The sequence below is a fragment of the Halomonas sp. AOP12-B1-6 genome (genome assembly GCF_052379225.1).
In the GTDB taxonomy this organism is placed as follows: Bacteria; Pseudomonadota; Gammaproteobacteria; order Pseudomonadales; family Halomonadaceae; genus Vreelandella; species Vreelandella casei.
Map to the genome: position 1 here is coordinate 693,652 of NZ_JBQSYK010000001.1, position 16,758 is coordinate 710,409.

Here is a 16,758-nt window from a genome sequence, read left to right on the forward strand (position 1 = left end):
AGACAGGGCGACCAGCAATGGATCGCCCTGTTTTTTTGTGCGTCCTGTCTCTAAACGCGCGATTAACCTACATTGACGAACTTGCCAGCAGGCTAATGGTCTCTATGCTACAAGGGACACCGCACGCGTCGTACAACGCGTAATGTTCATCATGTAACGTATTCGCAGGAGACATTTATGCAGTCGCGCTTTTACACGCTTACCGCTTATCCCAACGGCCTACCCGACCGCTCTCTGTTCGCGCTTGAGACGCAAACGTTGCCTGACCTTGCCGAAGGCGAAGTGCGTATTCGCAACCACTGGCTGTCTGTGGACCCCTACATGCGTGGCCGCATGAGTGGCTTGCGCACCTATGTAGAACCGTTTGGAATTGGTAAACCGATGGAAGGCGGTGCGATTGGCGAGGTTATCGAGTCCAATGATTCACGTCTTAAGGTCGGTGATAACGTCAGTCACATGGGTGGTTGGCGTGATATTGCTCAGCTTCCCGCAGAAGGCCTCACGCCCTTACCGGAAAATGACGTGCCTGAACAAGCGTATCTGGGTGTTCTAGGAATGCCCGGCATGACTGCCTGGACCGGCCTCAATCTGATAGCCGAATGCAAGCCGGGCGACAACGTTTTAGTGAGTGCCGCCAGCGGCGCGGTTGGCTCGCTGGCCGTTCAGCTAGCGAAAGCAAAGGGCTGCCATGTTGTTGGCATTGCGGGCGCGGCTCATAAGCTCGCATGGCTTGAATCATTAGGCGTCGAGCCTGTCAGCTATCAAAACCGGACCGCGCAAGAATTAAGCGATGCGATCAAACTTGCCAGCCCTAACGGCATCGACGTGTATTACGAAAATGTGGGCGGCATCTGCCTTGAAGCGGCGCTCAGCCAGCTAAATGAAGGCGCTCGCATCGCCGTATGCGGCATGATCGATAGCTACAATGCTGAAGCGCCCTCGCCCGGCCCCAGCAATCTTTCTCAGCTGGTGATTCGCAAAGCGAAGATGCAGGGCTTTATCGTTGCTGATCACTGGTCAAGCTACCCCTATTTCCTAAACGAAGTGACTCCCCAGGTAGCGGCAGGCAAGCTGGCTTATAAAGAAACCGTCAAAGAAGGCCTGGAGAGTACGCCTGATGCCTTCCTTGCGCTGTTTGAAGGTGGCAACACCGGCAAAATGCTGGTTAAGCTATAACGCTCTCACCTGCTGTCCCACGTTACCGCAGCGACTGCGACGTTGCGGTAACGTGCTCGCCTCAGAAAAAAATCAAACCGTTAGACCAATAGCGGCTTGATTACTAAAATAGCCACTGAAAAGGTGTGTCTTAACCCATCGGCGCTGTCGATGGGTTAAAGCGCGTTGTTGGCATGTTGCTTGTCTATCTAAATCAAGCAACGTTAGTACGTTTTCATAAGGGGACATCTCATGAAAGAAAGCACGCGTGACCACTGCAAATGGCCAGCTATCATCGCGGGCCTTGTTTTATTAATAGTGGGTTTAGTGCTCGCCGTTGGCGGCGGAAAGCTAATCAGCCTGGGCGGCAGCGCCTACTACTTAATCGCCGGATTGAGCATTATCGCGTGCGGCATTTTATTCATCTTGCGCCGAGGCGCCGCTCTCTGGCTCTACGCACTGGTACTTTTAGCCACCCTGGGCTGGGCACTTTGGGAAGTGGGCCTGGACTGGTGGCAGTTGGTTCCTCGGGTCGCGATTCTCTGCTTAATAGGCATTTTGCTACTGCTTCCCTGGTGGCGTAAGCCGCTCCATTCACGCGGCGGCAGCTTGGCACTGATGGCCAGCATTAGCGCGGCGATGATCGTGGCCATCGCCAGTCAGTTCAGCGACCCCGGCACTATTAAAGGTACCCTAGCCACAAACAACATACCCGGTGCCGGCGCCGTTAACCCCGCCCAGGTGGCAGGTGACGACTGGCCTGCCTACGGCGGCACCAACGCTGGCACTCACTACTCCTCGCTTAATCAGATAACGCCTGACAACATTAGCGAGCTTGAAGAGGTGTGGCGCATTCAAACCGGCGATCAGGCGGGCTCTAATGCACCACCCGAAATTACCAATCAAAATACGCCGCTAAAAGTTAACGACAGCCTGTATATCTGCACCTCGCACAGCCGTGCCATGGCACTCTCTCCTGAAACGGGTGAAACCCTTTGGGAGTTCGACCCGGAAATCAGCACTCAGGGGGCAGATGACTTTTCCAGCTGGGCGCACATGACCTGCCGCGGCCTCGCCTACTACGATGCAGCCAGCTATTCTTCTGACGCCACGCCTAACGACGACGCAACTAACATAGCGACAGACAGCGCACCGGCAAGCGACACGGCAATGTCTTTTGATATCTTCGATAACAACGATATTTTCAGCCTGGATCTTTCTTTTCTGTCGCTGCTGTTTGGCGTTGCAGACGATAGCACTACGCCCGCAATGCTGAGCGCCACGGATGTCATGTGCCCACGCAGGCTCTACCTGCCAACGGCGGATGCTCGCTTGATCGCCTTGAATGCCGATAACGGCGAACGCTGCGCTAACTTTGGCGATAACGGCGAAATTGATCTGACTAACAATATTGGCGATTTTGCACCGGGCGGCTACTACTCAACCTCCCCTGCCACGGTGACCGAGAACCTGATAATCCTGGGCGGCCATGTCACCGACAATAGCTCCACCGATGAGCCATCTGGGGTTATTCGTGCTTTTGATGTGCACACCGGCGAGCTGGTATGGAACTGGGATAGCGGCAATCCAGACAATACCGATCCATTGGCTGAAGGCGAAACCTACACCCGCAACTCACCCAACGTATGGGCGCCGATCAGCGTTGACGAAGAACTTGGCATGGTTTACCTACCCATGGGCAATGCCACCCCCGATCAGTATGGCGCCGACCGCACAGCAAATGACGAAATCTATGGTGCGGGCTTAGTAGCACTCAATCTGGACGATGGCCAAGTTGAATGGGCTTATCAGTTTGTACACCATGACTTATGGGATATGGATACCCCCGCCCAGCCGGTGCTGATAGATCTAGCCACCAACGACGGCACACAGCCTGCGGTAATCCAGCCAACCAAGCAGGGCAGCCTGTATATATTAAATCGCCAAACCGGCGAGCCGATTGTACCCATCGAAGAAGTGCCCGTGCCTCAAGGCGCTGTAGACGGCGACTGGACTGCTGAAACCCAGACTCAATCGGCGCTGAACCTACTGCCTCCGCCACTCACCGAACGTGATATGTGGGGCGCGTCACCGTTTGATCAAATGATGTGCCGCATTCAATTCAACTCATTACGCTATGAAGGCCAATACACCCCGCCGTCGCTGGAAGGCAGCATCATCTATCCCGGCAATGTGGGTGTGATGAACTGGGGCGGGGTTGCGGTTGACCCTGAGCGTCAAGCGCTGTTCACCGGGGCTAAGTACCTAGCGTTTGTGTCCACGCTGATCCCGCGTGACGAGGTGGAGGAAGGCCAAGGTTCTGCCAGCGAACAGGGCTTACAGCCCAATGAAGGCGCGCCCTACGCGGTTGAACTCGGCCCGCTGCTTTCCGTGCTAGGCCTTCCCTGCCAAGCGCCCTCTTGGGGTAACGTGGTTGGAATTGACCTACAAAGCGCAGAGGTCGTTTGGCAACACCGCAATGGCACAACTCGCGACAGCATGCCGTTTGGCCTACCGATTGGCTTGAACGTGGGGGTGCCTGCGCTTGGCGGCCCATTAACCACGGCGGGCGGCGTTTCGTTCTTAAGCGGCACGCTGGATCAGTATCTGCGTGGTTACAACGTCACCACTGGCGAAGAGCTATATAAAGCGCGTCTGCCGGCCGGCGGCCAGGCTACCCCAATGACCTATACCGGCACAGATGGGCGTCAGTACGTGGTCGTTACGGCGGGAGGCCACGGCACTTTTGGTACAAAAATGGGTGACTATGTCATTGGCTACGCGCTACCGGAATAATGTGAGCCAAGTAAAACGTTAACTATGCTCAGCTACGCTATTTTTTAGCGGCCCGCATTGGTAACGACAAACACAACGGGCGGCCTCAGGGCCGCCCGTTCTGTTGATGGGAAGTGGAGAATAAGCGCCTAGGCCATTCTCAGCGCAGCGCTTATTAGTACCTCAATTGCAGGGTTAGAACCTTACTTCCACTCCGCCATACACACTGCGTCCTGGCGCGGGCTCGTAAAAGCGCCCAAAGGTGCCGTTCAGGCGCACGTTAGCGAAATGCTCCTCATCAAGTAGATTACGTATGCCGACATAAGCATTCAGCCTGGTGTCGCTGCCCAGCGCCCAGCCATCCCCCACCCGCAAATTGACCAGCCAGTAGCTATCAACCTCTGTGTCGTTGGCATTGTCTGCGACCATATCGCCCACGTACTGGGTTTCCAGCGTTGCAAAGCGTTCATCAAGGCCTTGCCAACTTAGCTGATTGACCCATGTTTGCTCGGGCAAACCGGGAATACGATTACCATCAAAACGCTCAGCTGGCGTTGCAAAACCATCAAATTCGTAGCGCGCCAACGTTAAGGCGCTGTCCAATCGCCACTGGCTGGCTAACTGCCAACCTAGCGCCAGCTCAATCCCATCACGGTCGGTATCGCCCGCGTTTTGATAGAAGGTGCGAGCACCCTCGTCATACGGCACTAACTCATCGCGCACACGCACCGAAAACAGTGCCAAGTCGTAATCCATCGCCAGCGGTTCAACGTAACCGCGCAGACCTATCTCACGATTCCAGGCCTTTTGCGGCGAAATTGAAGGGTTGAAACCGCCACCCGAGGGGTTAGCAAACTCTGAGAAGGTGGGCGTTTCAAACGCGGTACCGGTATTCACATATGCCTGATGCTGTGGGCGATAGCGGTAGCTCAAACCCGCTGAGCCACTCCATTCGTTGAAGGTTTGCTCACCGCTTTGATCGCCATCGTCCAGGTAGCGGTCGTCGACCTCTAACTCTACTCGGTCAAAGCGGGCACCCAGCGAGAGTGTTACCTGCTCGGAAAGCGCCAAATCCCCCTGAGCAAAGACCCCGGCCGAGGTTGCCGTTTGCGTCTCTTCCGCCAATTGCTCACCCACCACGCCCTGAGCGTTTACATCATTACGAAAGCGCTCATCGTTTTGACGCGCCACATCCACACCGGTGATATAGCTCAGCGGCAGGCTGCCCACATTAATTTCATGATGATACTCAGCGCTCGCGCCCAGGTAATCACGCTGATAGCCCAACCGGCTACTGCCCACGAACGGCAACTGCTGCTCAAAATCCCGCTGCGCAACAAAACCCTTTACATAGAGCTCGCCAGGGCCTGCTGACAGATCTTCGTACTGTAAGCCGAGCAGCTGCTGATCAACGTTTTGCCTAGCATCCAATGCTATGGAGTTTGGGGCGGCCTGATCACGCCCGTTCGCGACTTCGCGTGCATTTAGCGCACCAGGATCTTCGGAGCGCGGGTTTTCAAGCAAATTGATAATGGCCGTTATCGCCCTTCCGCTGCCTAACTCACGGCGCAGCTTGGCATTTAGCAAATACTTTTCAGTCGAGCTCTGCTCACGATAGCCATCAACATTGAGCGCCGAAAGACTTACATGATGCGACCAGTCTCCTTCTGAACCGCCGGTTTGCAGCGACGTTTTTCGATAGCCATCACTCCCAACCTCCGCGCGCAGGCGCGTTCCTGGGTTATCGCGACCGTCGGCGGTAGTCACCGCGATCACCCCGCCAGCCGCGTTGCCGTAAAGCACCGAAGAGGGCCCGCGGATGACCTCGATACGCTCAGCGCTGTCTAAATCGATGGCATCAAGCTGCGCTTGACCGTCGGGCAGCGTGTAGGGAATGCCATCGACCATCACGGTAATGCCACGCACGCCAAACGGTGCCCGCGCGCCAAAACCTCGAATAGAGATTCGCTGGCCCTGGGCAAAGTTATCGCGGTTTTGCACAAACACGCCCGGTACGCGCACTAATGCCTCATCCAGGCGAGCACGCTGCTGCCCCTGTGCAATGGCGTCACGGTCAAGCGTTGAGACCGCGGCAGGCGTTGCGTACAGTTCGCGCGCCAGGCGCGGTGCCGTGACCTCTAGCGTGTCCATCGCGCTGGAAGTCACTGGCATATTTTGGCCCCAGCTTTGGCTAGCCGTCAGACAGCTTAATAAACAAAAAGACGTGGTCGCTACTCTTCTCAACACGGGGTCCCTCCCAGATACCTCAACGTGAAAATGCATGGCAGGATTGAACGATTTCCTGATCTGGCTAGTCTCTAGTAGTTAATTGAGGCATAGATAAATTGTTTGGTAATGCTTAAACTTGTACAGGCTACACCCCTGAAAGCAAAGGAGGCTTCATGGCGTTTACAGCGACAGATCCAATCAAAATGATTTTTGCGGTTCTATTTCCGCCACTCGGCGTATTTCTTGAAGTCGGATTTAAAGGACATTTCTGGCTGAACATTATTCTAACGCTGTTTGGATTTATACCCGGCATCATCCATGCGTTTTATGTGATATTAAAGCACTAACATTTAGTTCTCATCGCTTGATAAATGCAACGCCGCCTAAGGTCACACTTAGGCGGCTTTTTTATGCCTAGTCAACGTGGCCATGGAGGCGCCGATGCCAGGAGTGAATGCATTCTCACGGGACTACAGGGCAAGCGCTTTTAAGCTACCCCTTTGCAACCTCTGACGCTTCTTCTACAGGCGTCTCACTTAACTGCTCGCCTTCGCTACGCGCAATCACCGATGTGCCGACTAAATCGCCGGTCACGTTCAAGGCCGTGGCGCCCATGCCTACCAGTGCATCAATAGCGGCGAGCAACGCAACGGTTTCAATCGGCAGCCCGACCTGGGCAAACACCGTGGCAATCATAATGATACCGGCACCCGGCACCCCGGCAGTGCCCACCGAGACCAGCGTACCAATCAGCACAATCTGTACCATGCTGATGAAATCCAGCGGCGCGCCAATCACGTTGGCGGCAAAGACTGCCGAGATAGCGATACGAATCGCCGCCCCATCCATATTCAAAGTGGCCCCTAGCGGCAGGCTGAAGCCATAAATACTCTTAGAAATTCCTAAACGGCGGGCCGCGTTGACCGTTAACGGCAGCGTGCCAGAGCTACTTTGAGTGGCAAATGCCGTGAGCATGGGCGTGCGTGCCTCACGGAAGAAGGTGCGTAGTTTCACACCAAATAAACGCATGATGCCGCAATAAAGCAGCACATGAACGCCCAGCGCGATATACAGCACAACCACCATATCACCCAACGATAGCAGCGTTTCCAAGCCTTGACGGCTCACCGTTTCGGCGACAATTGCAAAGACGCCGATGGGCACATAGTGCAACACCCCTGACATAACTTTTAGCGTGACATCGTTTAGTGCCTCAATCACCTCGTACAACCGCTCGCCCATCGCATGCTGGCGCGGTGATTGGCGCATTTTTAGCAGCGCAATACCAAACACTAATGCCGTAAAAATAATGCCCAGCATATTAAGCTCGGCAAAAGCCCCGATAATATTATCCGGCACGATGTTAAGCAGCGCCTCGACAACGCCAGGGTTTTCAGGCACCGAAAAACTGGCTTCGTCGTTGAGCGTCATGCCACTTCCTGGGCTAAACAGCGTAGCAACCGTTAAGCCCACCATAATGGCCAGCGCTGAAGACGCCAGATAATAGCCAAAGACCTTTCCGCCTATACGCCCCGCGCTACCCTCGCGCGACTGGTTAACCCCCACCATCAGCGTGAACAGCACGATGGGCACAATCAAAAAGGTCAGTAGCCGCAGCAGTAAATCACCCAGCGGCGCCAGCCAAACGGCCACTGTATCCCCGCCAACAAGCCCGACTAACACGCCCAATACCAGCGCGATGGTGACGCGTAAAATCAACGACGCGTTCAAATAGGCCTTCCATATGCGTGTCATTTGAGTCCCTACAGGTTTGAATACGTTGATGGGCCTATTTTGATAAGCCTGCACACCACCTTATTAGTGTGGCACAGCAAGATCGACAAGGTGAGTAGGCGGCAGTAAATCGAGGCTATGGCAGACCATCCGTATGTTGGTATGTGGGTAACTGAAGATGGACGTATTCGTCATGATCTTTTACCCAACAATCGCTACGACGAGGCCCGTGGTGAGCATAAAAGTGCTTACCAGGGCCGCTATCGAGTAACGAATAACTACATAGAATACTGGGATGACACCGGTTTTACCGCTGATGGTGAGTTCATCGATGGCGTGCTCTATCACGCAGGTATGGTGCTATATCGTAAAAAGTAAGCAATGCCATTCTTTACAGCGCTATTATTCAGTAACGGCAACAGCCACCGGCTTACTAAAAGCCAGTGGCTTTAGAGGCACAGCAATACAGTGGAGCAGTTTAAGATTTCTTCCACTTAGAGACGCTTCCTACAATGCGAGGCAGTATAGACAACAGTAGTAAAGCCATAAAAATCAGCGTAATAGGCCGTTCCAATATAAACCCTAAGCTACCTCCGCTGATCTGCATACTTCTTACCAGCTCACCTTCAGCCATACTACCGACTAATAGACCTACCACCGTAGCGGCCACTGGAAAGCCATACAAACGCATCAGCCATCCCAGGATACCCGTAACCACAACTGTAATCGGGCCCACCATATTTCCTGTAATGGTGTAAGAACCTGCGACAGAAAGCACCATTACCACGGGAATCATGAATTTAAGCGAAATTTTGACGATATATCCCGCCAAAAAAATAAAGCCCAGCCCAACCACCAACAATAAGGCGGCCTGAGCCATATTGCCAAGAATCAGGGCATAGACAATGTCGGTATTTTCGCGGATGAACCGTGGGCCTCCCGTCACATTATGCAAAGCAAACGCGCTGAGCAATACAGCGGTACCCGCGCCGCCCGGCAACCCCAGCGCCAGAAGGGTAATCATTGAACCCCCTTCAGAACTGCTGTTAGCCGACTCTGCCGCAATGAGCCCGGAAGGATGGCCTTTGCCAAAAGACTCTGGCTCTTTCGACTGTTTTTTCGCCGTTGCATAAGCGGCAAGGTTAGCGATACTTGCCCCTACGCCAGGAATGGCGCCTATAACCGCACCCATCCCCCCTCCCCGCAGGACCTGTAGTGGCCTGCTTGCCACAAACGCCATTCCTTCCAAAATACTGCGAAACCGGACAACACGGTTCTCCTGTGCATCCACGATGTAGTTTTTACCAACCAGATTAAACAACTCAGACGCCGCGAAAAAGCCGATGAGCGCAGGTATGGCCGGAATACCATCCAGCAAGTACATACTGCCAAAGGTTCCTCGCATCTGTCCTGCATCGCTGTAGCCGACAGTGCTAATCAGAATGCCCAGCGCGCCCGCTGCTAGCCCTTTAGAAATGCTAGCGTCATTCAACACGGCAATCAGCGTGACCCCCCATAGAGCAATAACCAACATCTCCGTTGGCCCTAACTTAAGAACCCAATGAGAAACTGATTGAACTGTCAGAAGCAGTAACAAATACCCGACTAACGTGCCTAGCACGGAAGCCATTAACCCAATGCCGAGCGCTTGAGCATGCTGCCCTTTGCGCGCCATAGGATAGCCGTCAAAGGCCGTGGCTACCGAGGAGGATGTGCCGGGTATATTCATCATGATAGCGGGTATCGCACCGCCGAAACCGCCGCCTGTAAAAATGGCAGTCAGAAATAGAATAGCGGGTAGAAAATCCATATACAGCGTAGCAGGGAGAAACACCGCCATGGCAATAGAAATCGACAGCCCCGGTATCGAGCCAAAGAACAATCCGATTATCAAGCCAGGGACGACCACCCACCACGCTGCTGGCGTGCTTGCGAGCAGCTCAATCGCGGCCTGGAATGCATCCGTATCAATCATGAATTTCAGCACCTTTGTCGTTAAAGCAGGATAGTCGGAAGGCGTACGTTAAGAAGCTGGACAAATACCAACACCACAACGAAAGAGACCAGCACGCCACTTCCTAGCAACACCCACCAGCGCTTTTCTCCTTGCACGTAAAGCGTCAAAGCAAGAAACACGAAGCTGCCTATATCAAAACCAATGAATGGCAGTGCACCCACGTAAAGAACCAACAGCGCCATGAAAAGAAGGGTTTTGACTGGAACAGTGCGGCCTGAATCATGCGCATGCTCCCGGTACCAATCCACAATTTTCGTACCTGTAATAACCAATAGAGATGCAATGCCGATACCGGCGACGGGGACTACCAACACCCAGTCGGTAGCCCCACGAGCAGCGGCATGAACGCCGTGAGCGTAGTAGAAAAACGCCCCCGCTAGCGTTAACGAAAAAAGTACATTTCCCCATGGGAAGGAGCGGCTAAAAGTTGAAGACGTCATAACTCCTACTGCCTTTTGTAAAACGATCAAAACACCGTACGCGGCTACTTGACTAAAGGTGCGTACTGTTGAATAGCTTCATAGGTAGCATCAATAAGCGCCTGACTCTCTTCAGGCGTTAGCCAATCAGCACCCATTCGTGCGTTTTTCGCCCACTCTTGAAACTCGTCACTTTCTAACGTTTCTTGGTGCACCTGCACGATGCGATCGTAACGTTCGGGATATTCCTCCTGCAGAGAAGAATGCACCATAAGGCCTGAGACATTCCCACCAATCAGCGGTAAAGGCTCAACGCCGAACTCAGCCAGTTCATCGTTTAGGAGTGGTGCATCCCAGCTATCGCTTGGCTGATCGTGTACAACAGCCAGTGCTCGCACCTCTTCATTTATCGTCAGCGCAGCCTCGGCGGCAAGAATCTCAAAATCCACTTGGTTGCCAGCCAGCGCCGTACGTAATGGAGCACCGCCGCTATAGGTCACAAAGCGCACATTTTCATGATCGATACCCAGCGCATCCATCATGACGAGCGTTTGGATATGCCCCCCGTTACCCACAATAATGCCGGAGCTGACCTCACCGGGTTCGCGCATGGCCTCAATTAATTGCTCAAGATTTTCGTAGGGGCTGCTGTTGTGCACGGCAAGCACACCATAATCATTCCACTGCGCACTCAAGAGCGAAAAATCCTGCCACTCAACCGGCGCACCACTTACCTCAATGGCACTTGCTAAGTAGGGCGTCGCCTGCATGACAAGCAAGGTTTCTCCGTCAGCTGATTGTTGTTGAAAGTAGGTAGCGCCTAAAGCGCCAGCACCACCCGGTCGATTCACGACGGTAATAGGCACGCCAAAGCGAGGGGACATATGCTCGGCCAACCCGCGAGCCAACCGGTCTGCGCTGCCGCCCGCATCGAAAGGCACCACAATTTCCAGAGGGCTATCAGGCCAGTCGTCTGCAAGCGCTAAGGAAGATACACTTAACGTGAGCAAGGGGAGCACCCAAAGGGAGCGACAAAGAACATGAGAAATAACTGAAGCTTTCTTGAATCGCAGTTGATATGGCATATCACTTCTCCGATTATCGGATTGTTATTGAATATCTCGTTATTAAATATTTCGTTATTGATCATCTAGCAGACATGTCAGAGAGCTTTGTGTTATTGGTCGAGCTAACATGCGCTATTGATGCATGGTATCTTTGTTATGTCAATAGAACAAACAAAACACCCACCTTACCTAGGAGGCGATGTGCGAGAGCTATCTTACTCGCCCTCATTTGAGAGCTCTAACGATCCCTGGCCCAAACATCATCGGGTTTATCTGGTATTGCGTCAGGAGATCCTGGAAGGAAACTATCCTCCAGATCAATCAATGCCCAACGAAGTATTATTGGCCCAACAGTTTGGTGTTTCACGCATCACAATGCGTAAGGCAATGGAGCGCCTTAATCGAGAAGGATTGGTTGAACGACACCGCGGTAAGGGCACGTTCCCCATCGCTGCCAACGAAGCCTCGCCGATACAGGCAAGTATCTCTGGAGTTCTAGAAAACCTAATTGCGATGGGACTGACTACGGATGTGGACGTGCTAGATTTTGGCTACGTATCTGCCACCAGCATCATTGCCCATCAGCTGCAATTGACTGCCGGTAGCTTGGTACAAAAAGCAACTCGTATAAGAAGTCATCATGGCACCCCGTTCTCGCTATTAACCACCTATGTTCCTGAACATATAGGCCGCTCATTTTCGCAAGACGACCTAACTACTCAGCCCCTGCTACTTCTATTTGCACGAGCTAATGTAACGATTTCCCACGCAAAGCAAACAATCACCGCCAAACTAGCGACGCCAAAGCAAGCAAATCTGCTTAAGATGGAGCCAGGTGACGCGCTACTATGCATAAGTCGCATCGTTTTCGATGAACATCAGCAACCGGTTGAGTTCATCGAAGGTTTTTATTGCCCTGAAACTTATGAACATCAAGTATCATTAGGCGTTAAAACTCATGATAATCAGCAGGTTTGGGACACATGATGTTTTGCCATTAGCATGGCAGCCGCTATTGTGAGCTGCTTTCAATCAATCGTCATAGAGCCAAAAAAGGAATTTCTGCATGCGCGTACCCACCATCTGTTTAGCGGCAACGGCACTGGCACTTTTGATGAGCGGCTGTGCACAGCATCAGCCCGCGAGCAGTTCAGATACTTTGGCTGAAATTCGTTATCAGGTAGGCCCTTGCTACGGCACCTGCCCTGTTTACAGCGTAGCGGTTGAGGCAGATGGCACCACGCGCTTCACGGGCGAGCGCCACACGGCCACTGAAGGTGAACGCACGCTGGCTGGCGATGCGACGACGTTTAGTGCACTACAAACACGCCTAGCATCTTGGCAGCCGAATATGGGCACCACGCAACAAACGCTTGATTGTGAACCCCGCGCGACTGACCTGCCTCAATATACCGTCACCTGGATTAACGGCGAGGGCGAACAGGCGGTACTGGAACACGATACGGGCTGTCACTCTGACAGTGGCCGTGAGCTGACCAACACCCTCAGAAGCCTCAATAAAGAGCTGAACATTGAACAGTGGGTGCAGCAGTAAACGCATCGCTAGCCATGATGACAAGCATGCAAAATCGTCACCGAGGAGTACCCATGCACGCTATTAATCCCCGCAAGCTGCACCACAGCAAATGGACGGCGGTGCAACCCAGCAATAAAGAGAAACACTTCTTGGTGACCAAGCTGCTGCGCGATGAAGACGACAACGTCGTCGATGTCGTGATTGAAGCCATCCACTCGCATCGCGAAGTCGTTGTGCCGTGGCAACGTCTAAAAGATGCCAGCGTATGGAAAATGGGCTGGCAGTAATGAATCTGACCCTGCCATAGAGGCAAAAGCCAAGAAAGGCGTTGACACATCTAAATATTAATGACACTGTGTCGCCAGTTGGTTAGCAAGCAGCATGGTTTCAGAAGTGTACGAAAAAGATTCAGAAGTGTACGAGATTGATATGTACGAAATCTTTCGGCAAGCCTGTAATTGTATTCCTTGTTTTATCCGCTATTAATCTGGGTGATACCAGGAACTTTATTAAGCGCTTTGCGCGAAAGGATTTTTACTATGTCTACTGGCACAGTTAAGTGGTTCAACGATACTAAAGGCTTCGGTTTTATTGCTCCTTCTGACGGCGGCGATGACCTGTTCGCTCATTTCTCTGAAATTCAGTCAGACGGCTTTAAAACCCTGCAAGAAGGCGCTAACGTTTCTTTTGACGTTACCCAGGGTAAGAAAGGCCTTCAGGCTTCAAACATCAAGCAAATTTCTTAAGCCTACGTTTTTTAAAACATAGCGCTTTTAAGTTTGCTCGAACCTTACGAGGTTCGAATAACAAGGCCCGCTTATGCGGGCCTTGTTGCGTTTGCTAGTTAACAATTGCGTTTGAGCCCTACTCACTTCGCAACCAATGCACCAGGCGCACCTCTACCGTAATCGCAAGTGCTTCAAGCGCCCCAGCGCGAGCACGGCCTTCGGCACTAGCTCGATAAAGGTGCGGCGTCATCGTCAGCAGATCCGAAATGTCTTCAGCGCCTTCAAGTGCGAGTGAATAGCAGAGGCGCTCAGTATGGTGATGTATAAAACCCTCCGGCACCTTTGACTCACTTGAACGCTCGGGCTTTAAGGTGGGGTAGATAATTTCCCGCAGCTCGCGCAAATGGCTTGGCCCCGCCTCAATCTGTAACAGCATGCCGCCCGGTTTCAACACGCGCGCAAATTCGCCCATGACGGGAAAGCCAAACATGCACAGCACACTGTCTAATGTTTGTGATTGCACCGGCAAATGCGCGTTGCTGCCGACCACCCATTGGCTTTGCGGTGTTTGACTATGTTCTTGTTGCCCCCCCCGCCGACTATCCTGCTTAGCCGCGGCCAGCACCGCCCACTTTGAGATATCCAGACCCATTAGCGCCAGCGGCAACGCATCCTGCGCCGCGCTAGCTAACTGGCGCAGGTAGTAACCTTCACCACAGCCTGCATCCAAACAGCTAAACGGCGTATCGCGTATCGACTGACGCTTCGCCTGGCTCAACACGGCACGACTCACCGCATCTGCAATTGGCCGATAGTAGCCAGCGTCAAGAAAGCGCTGACGAGCAGCCACCATGGCTTTACTATCGCCTGGGTCGCTTGAGCGCTTTTGCTGCACCGGAAGCAAGTTCACATAGCCCTGCTTGGCGATATCAAAGCTGTGTTTTGAAGGACTAGGTTTTGAAGAACTAGGTTTTGAAGGATCATGTTTTGAAGGATCATGTTTTGAAAAATCATGCTTTGAAGGGCTATGCCCAGCGCTACATCGCCAGGTGCTGCCTTCCAGATAAAGGGGCTCGCCATCCAGCGGGCATGCCAGTGATTGAAAAGGGGTTATGCTCATCGCTATTTCTTCGCAGGTTATGGGTTTAGCGCGTCACCAGGACAATGCCGACTAAGATAACGCCGCCGCCCATTAGAAAATTGGTGCTTAACGGTTCATTGAGCAATAGGGTACCAAAAAGCACGCCGAAAAGCGGGCCGAGAAAAGAGAACACGCCCAACTGCGAAGCGCGATAACGACGCAACAATGTGAACCACAGCATCAGTGCGGCAAACGAAATAATTAGCGCCTGAAAGCCAAGGCTAGCGACAGCCATGGACGTAAACTGTGCATTCACTAACTGGCCCGATAGAGCGGCCACTGGCAGTAACAATAGGGCCGTAATGCTTAGTTGATAGCTTAGAGTAAGCTCTGCCGGCGCCTCGGAAAGCGAGGTCCTGCGGATCACGACGGTCGTGGCCGCCCACGAAAGGCCAGCCAGCAAGCCCAGAGCATCGCCAATAATAATATGGATGCCATAAGCACCGCTTGGCGCCATCGCTATCACCATTCCTAAAAACGCTAGACCGACACCCCACCATTGGCGGGCTGAAAGCTGCTCACCAGGCACCCAAAGATGTAATCCCAACGCCGCAAAGATGGGGGCCGTATAAAGAAAGACCGACATGTGTGATGCAAGCGTATAGTTAAGCCCCCATGCAACAAAACCGAACTCGGCAGCAAATCCGAGTCCAACCAGCAACCCAGGGCCCCAGTGATGGCCCACCTCTTTCCAACGAATTCCTCGCCAATAGGCGAGCAACCCTACCAGGCATCCTGCGATAGCGGAGCGCAATGCTATTTGTACAACGGGTGAGATATCTTCAGCCACGCCTTTAATTGCCACTTGCTGAAATCCCAACACCAGACAAAACAACAGCATCAGCGATGCTGCCGTAGCATCCATCGACTTACGCTGAGAAATGGCAGCAGAAGTGAATGAGGCCGTCCTTTGATGGTTCATTACGTACTCCTGTAAGATTAAGGTGGCCATTTCAGCAGGGCGCTCGATTTTCTACAAACGATTACTTTTCAGGCCTAGGCTCAGGAAAACTCATGCTATGCGAATTGAAAGACTACCGCTGAATGCACTGCGTGCGTTTGCCGAAGCGGTGCGAGAAAATAGCTTCAAAGCCGCTGCACATCGCCTAGATGTTACCCCGGGTGCAGTTAGCCGACAGGTTAAACTGTTAGAAGACCGCTTGGGCGTGAAGCTATTTGAACGCCATGCTAATGGGGTTTGTGCCACTGAAGCGGGCCATATGCTGGCTGAAGATGTGCAAGCCGGCCTGTTGCGTATCGCCAACGGCGTACAGCATGTCACCGAGCGCTCCGAAGATGCCTTTCAATTGCTACTGAGTGCACCGCCTTCTTTTCTACAGCTGTGGCTACTTCCTCGCCTGCCCCACTTTGAAGCTAGCGAACGGCAAGCTGAAATATCTCTGGATGCCGAAGCGCGCTTAATCTCACCGTTATGGTTGCCTAACAGAGCACGCTTAGCGTTGCGCTATGGCCAAGGCCCCTGGCCGGGTGTTACCAGTCTGCGACTGTTTGAAGACACCCTCTTTCCCGTTTGTTCACCATCCCTACTCAAGCAGGCAAACTTGCAAGCCCCTAGCGACTTGCTAACCCAGACATTGCTCACCGTGGACTGGTGTCGTCATGCGGGTCCCCCAATACCAAACTGGCATGACTGGTTTAAAAGCACTGGGGTAGCGATGCACAAAAAACCCAATCAGCGGCAATACTCGCTATACAGCCTGGCACTCGACCAGGCCATTGCCGGGCAAGGTGTGGTACTTGCTAGCTACCCTTTGGTCGCTGATCGGCTCGCTAGCGGTGTTTTGGTACGCCCTTTTGCAGACAGATACTCGCTGGCGTCTCCCTTAACCTACGATCTACTTCTGCCTATCGAAGGAGATATGCCACCGGCGGTAGCTCGCTTCGTCACTTGGCTGCAGCAGGAAGCCACCAACTTCCGCACAATATAGTGGCTGC

At 53.0% G+C, this 16,758-nt stretch carries 16 protein-coding genes; 9 read left to right on the forward strand and 7 right to left on the reverse strand.

Annotated elements, in window-relative coordinates:
* Nucleotides 1-177: 177 nt before the first annotated feature.
* Both ACT3TR_RS03115 and ACT3TR_RS03120 read left to right on the forward strand, forming a co-directional pair.
* Entirely contained in the window at nucleotides 178-1,176 is a 999-nt protein-coding gene (locus ACT3TR_RS03115; RefSeq protein WP_096281851.1) for an NADP-dependent oxidoreductase, read from the forward strand.
* A 231-nt stretch (nucleotides 1,177-1,407) separates the two neighbouring features.
* Complete coding sequence (locus tag ACT3TR_RS03120) at nucleotides 1,408-3,951, forward strand: glucose/quinate/shikimate family membrane-bound PQQ-dependent dehydrogenase (RefSeq protein WP_444624534.1); 2,544 nt, start codon at nucleotides 1,408-1,410, stop codon at nucleotides 3,949-3,951.
* Between the two features lie 174 nt (nucleotides 3,952-4,125).
* Here the strand turns inward: ACT3TR_RS03120 and ACT3TR_RS03125 are convergent, their stop codons facing one another.
* On the reverse strand, nucleotides 4,126-6,102 hold the full coding sequence (locus tag ACT3TR_RS03125) for a TonB-dependent receptor family protein (RefSeq protein ID WP_444624533.1): 1,977 nt from the start codon (nucleotides 6,100-6,102) through the stop codon (nucleotides 4,126-4,128).
* Nucleotides 6,103-6,332: 230 nt separating this feature from the next.
* Here ACT3TR_RS03125 and ACT3TR_RS03130 point away from each other — a divergent pair, with 230 nt between their 5' ends.
* Complete coding sequence (locus ACT3TR_RS03130; RefSeq protein WP_096281858.1) at nucleotides 6,333-6,506, forward strand: YqaE/Pmp3 family membrane protein; 174 nt, start codon at nucleotides 6,333-6,335, stop codon at nucleotides 6,504-6,506.
* Between the two features lie 145 nt (nucleotides 6,507-6,651).
* On the opposite strand, the gene ACT3TR_RS03135 is transcribed toward ACT3TR_RS03130, so the two are convergent.
* Entirely contained in the window at nucleotides 6,652-7,914 is a 1,263-nt protein-coding gene (locus tag ACT3TR_RS03135) for a dicarboxylate/amino acid:cation symporter (protein ID WP_444624532.1), read from the reverse strand.
* Nucleotides 7,915-8,031: 117 nt separating this feature from the next.
* Here ACT3TR_RS03135 and ACT3TR_RS03140 point away from each other — a divergent pair, with 117 nt between their 5' ends.
* Nucleotides 8,032-8,271 carry an Atu4866 domain-containing protein gene (locus tag ACT3TR_RS03140; protein ID WP_444624531.1) on the forward strand — a complete coding sequence of 80 codons (240 nt, stop codon included), beginning with the start codon at nucleotides 8,032-8,034 and terminating at the stop codon, nucleotides 8,269-8,271.
* Between the two features lie 100 nt (nucleotides 8,272-8,371).
* Here the strand turns inward: ACT3TR_RS03140 and ACT3TR_RS03145 are convergent, their stop codons facing one another.
* From ACT3TR_RS03145 to ACT3TR_RS03155, 3 genes are read right to left on the reverse strand one after another with little or no spacing between them, the layout of a single operon-like run.
* Nucleotides 8,372-9,868, reverse strand: coding sequence for a tripartite tricarboxylate transporter permease (locus ACT3TR_RS03145; RefSeq protein WP_444624530.1), 1,497 nt, complete (start codon nucleotides 9,866-9,868; stop codon nucleotides 8,372-8,374).
* A gap of 20 nt (nucleotides 9,869-9,888) precedes the next feature.
* Nucleotides 9,889-10,350, reverse strand: a complete 462-nt coding sequence (locus ACT3TR_RS03150; protein ID WP_096281866.1) for a tripartite tricarboxylate transporter TctB family protein — start codon at nucleotides 10,348-10,350, stop codon at nucleotides 9,889-9,891.
* A 44-nt stretch (nucleotides 10,351-10,394) separates the two neighbouring features.
* Entirely contained in the window at nucleotides 10,395-11,339 is a 945-nt protein-coding gene (locus ACT3TR_RS03155; protein ID WP_444624529.1) for a Bug family tripartite tricarboxylate transporter substrate binding protein, read from the reverse strand.
* A gap of 258 nt (nucleotides 11,340-11,597) precedes the next feature.
* Between ACT3TR_RS03155 and ACT3TR_RS03160 the strand changes: the two genes are divergently transcribed.
* The 4 genes from ACT3TR_RS03160 (at nucleotide 11,598) to ACT3TR_RS03175 (ending at nucleotide 13,679) form a co-directional block, all read left to right on the forward strand.
* Nucleotides 11,598-12,383 carry a GntR family transcriptional regulator gene (locus ACT3TR_RS03160; RefSeq protein WP_176483416.1) on the forward strand — a complete coding sequence of 262 codons (786 nt, stop codon included), beginning with the start codon at nucleotides 11,598-11,600 and terminating at the stop codon, nucleotides 12,381-12,383.
* Between the two features lie 79 nt (nucleotides 12,384-12,462).
* Nucleotides 12,463-12,951 (forward strand): DUF6438 domain-containing protein, encoded by a 489-nt coding sequence (locus tag ACT3TR_RS03165; RefSeq protein ID WP_096281869.1) that lies wholly within the window; start codon nucleotides 12,463-12,465, stop codon nucleotides 12,949-12,951.
* A 53-nt stretch (nucleotides 12,952-13,004) separates the two neighbouring features.
* The gene (locus ACT3TR_RS03170; RefSeq protein WP_096281870.1) at nucleotides 13,005-13,220 is read left to right on the forward strand and encodes a TIGR02450 family Trp-rich protein; all 216 of its coding nucleotides are present in this window, start codon (nucleotides 13,005-13,007) and stop codon (nucleotides 13,218-13,220) included.
* 252 nt (nucleotides 13,221-13,472) lie between these two features.
* Nucleotides 13,473-13,679 carry a cold-shock protein gene (locus ACT3TR_RS03175; protein WP_096281871.1) on the forward strand — a complete coding sequence of 69 codons (207 nt, stop codon included), beginning with the start codon at nucleotides 13,473-13,475 and terminating at the stop codon, nucleotides 13,677-13,679.
* 118 nt (nucleotides 13,680-13,797) lie between these two features.
* Here the strand turns inward: ACT3TR_RS03175 and ACT3TR_RS03180 are convergent, their stop codons facing one another.
* Both ACT3TR_RS03180 and ACT3TR_RS03185 read right to left on the reverse strand, forming a co-directional pair.
* Nucleotides 13,798-14,781: a putative RNA methyltransferase gene (locus tag ACT3TR_RS03180; RefSeq protein ID WP_444624528.1), complete on the reverse strand. Its 984-nt coding sequence runs from the start codon at nucleotides 14,779-14,781 to the stop codon at nucleotides 13,798-13,800.
* A gap of 25 nt (nucleotides 14,782-14,806) precedes the next feature.
* On the reverse strand, nucleotides 14,807-15,724 hold the full coding sequence (locus ACT3TR_RS03185) for a DMT family transporter (protein ID WP_096281873.1): 918 nt from the start codon (nucleotides 15,722-15,724) through the stop codon (nucleotides 14,807-14,809).
* 97 nt (nucleotides 15,725-15,821) lie between these two features.
* On the opposite strand from ACT3TR_RS03185, the gene ACT3TR_RS03190 reads away from it, so the two are divergent.
* On the forward strand, nucleotides 15,822-16,751 hold the full coding sequence (locus ACT3TR_RS03190; protein ID WP_096281874.1) for a LysR substrate-binding domain-containing protein: 930 nt from the start codon (nucleotides 15,822-15,824) through the stop codon (nucleotides 16,749-16,751).
* Nucleotides 16,752-16,758 lie beyond the last annotated feature (7 nt).

What these genes read in the sequence shown, in the direction of transcription:
- ACT3TR_RS03115 (WP_096281851.1), top strand. Translation starts at nt 178, where the DNA reads ATGCAGTCGCGCTTTTACACGCTTACCGCTTATCCCAACGGCCTACCC.
- ACT3TR_RS03120 (WP_444624534.1), top strand. Translation starts at nt 1,408, where the DNA reads ATGAAAGAAAGCACGCGTGACCACTGCAAATGGCCAGCTATCATCGCG.
- ACT3TR_RS03125 (WP_444624533.1), bottom strand. Translation starts at nt 6,102, where the DNA reads ATGCCAGTGACTTCCAGCGCGATGGACACGCTAGAGGTCACGGCACCG.
- ACT3TR_RS03130 (WP_096281858.1), top strand. Translation starts at nt 6,333, where the DNA reads ATGGCGTTTACAGCGACAGATCCAATCAAAATGATTTTTGCGGTTCTA.
- ACT3TR_RS03135 (WP_444624532.1), bottom strand. Translation starts at nt 7,914, where the DNA reads ATGACACGCATATGGAAGGCCTATTTGAACGCGTCGTTGATTTTACGC.
- ACT3TR_RS03140 (WP_444624531.1), top strand. Translation starts at nt 8,032, where the DNA reads ATGGCAGACCATCCGTATGTTGGTATGTGGGTAACTGAAGATGGACGT.
- ACT3TR_RS03145 (WP_444624530.1), bottom strand. Translation starts at nt 9,868, where the DNA reads ATGATTGATACGGATGCATTCCAGGCCGCGATTGAGCTGCTCGCAAGC.
- ACT3TR_RS03150 (WP_096281866.1), bottom strand. Translation starts at nt 10,350, where the DNA reads ATGACGTCTTCAACTTTTAGCCGCTCCTTCCCATGGGGAAATGTACTT.
- ACT3TR_RS03165 (WP_096281869.1), top strand. Translation starts at nt 12,463, where the DNA reads ATGCGCGTACCCACCATCTGTTTAGCGGCAACGGCACTGGCACTTTTG.
- ACT3TR_RS03170 (WP_096281870.1), top strand. Translation starts at nt 13,005, where the DNA reads ATGCACGCTATTAATCCCCGCAAGCTGCACCACAGCAAATGGACGGCG.
- ACT3TR_RS03175 (WP_096281871.1), top strand. Translation starts at nt 13,473, where the DNA reads ATGTCTACTGGCACAGTTAAGTGGTTCAACGATACTAAAGGCTTCGGT.
- ACT3TR_RS03180 (WP_444624528.1), bottom strand. Translation starts at nt 14,781, where the DNA reads ATGAGCATAACCCCTTTTCAATCACTGGCATGCCCGCTGGATGGCGAG.
- ACT3TR_RS03185 (WP_096281873.1), bottom strand. Translation starts at nt 15,724, where the DNA reads ATGAACCATCAAAGGACGGCCTCATTCACTTCTGCTGCCATTTCTCAG.
- ACT3TR_RS03190 (WP_096281874.1), top strand. Translation starts at nt 15,822, where the DNA reads ATGCGAATTGAAAGACTACCGCTGAATGCACTGCGTGCGTTTGCCGAA.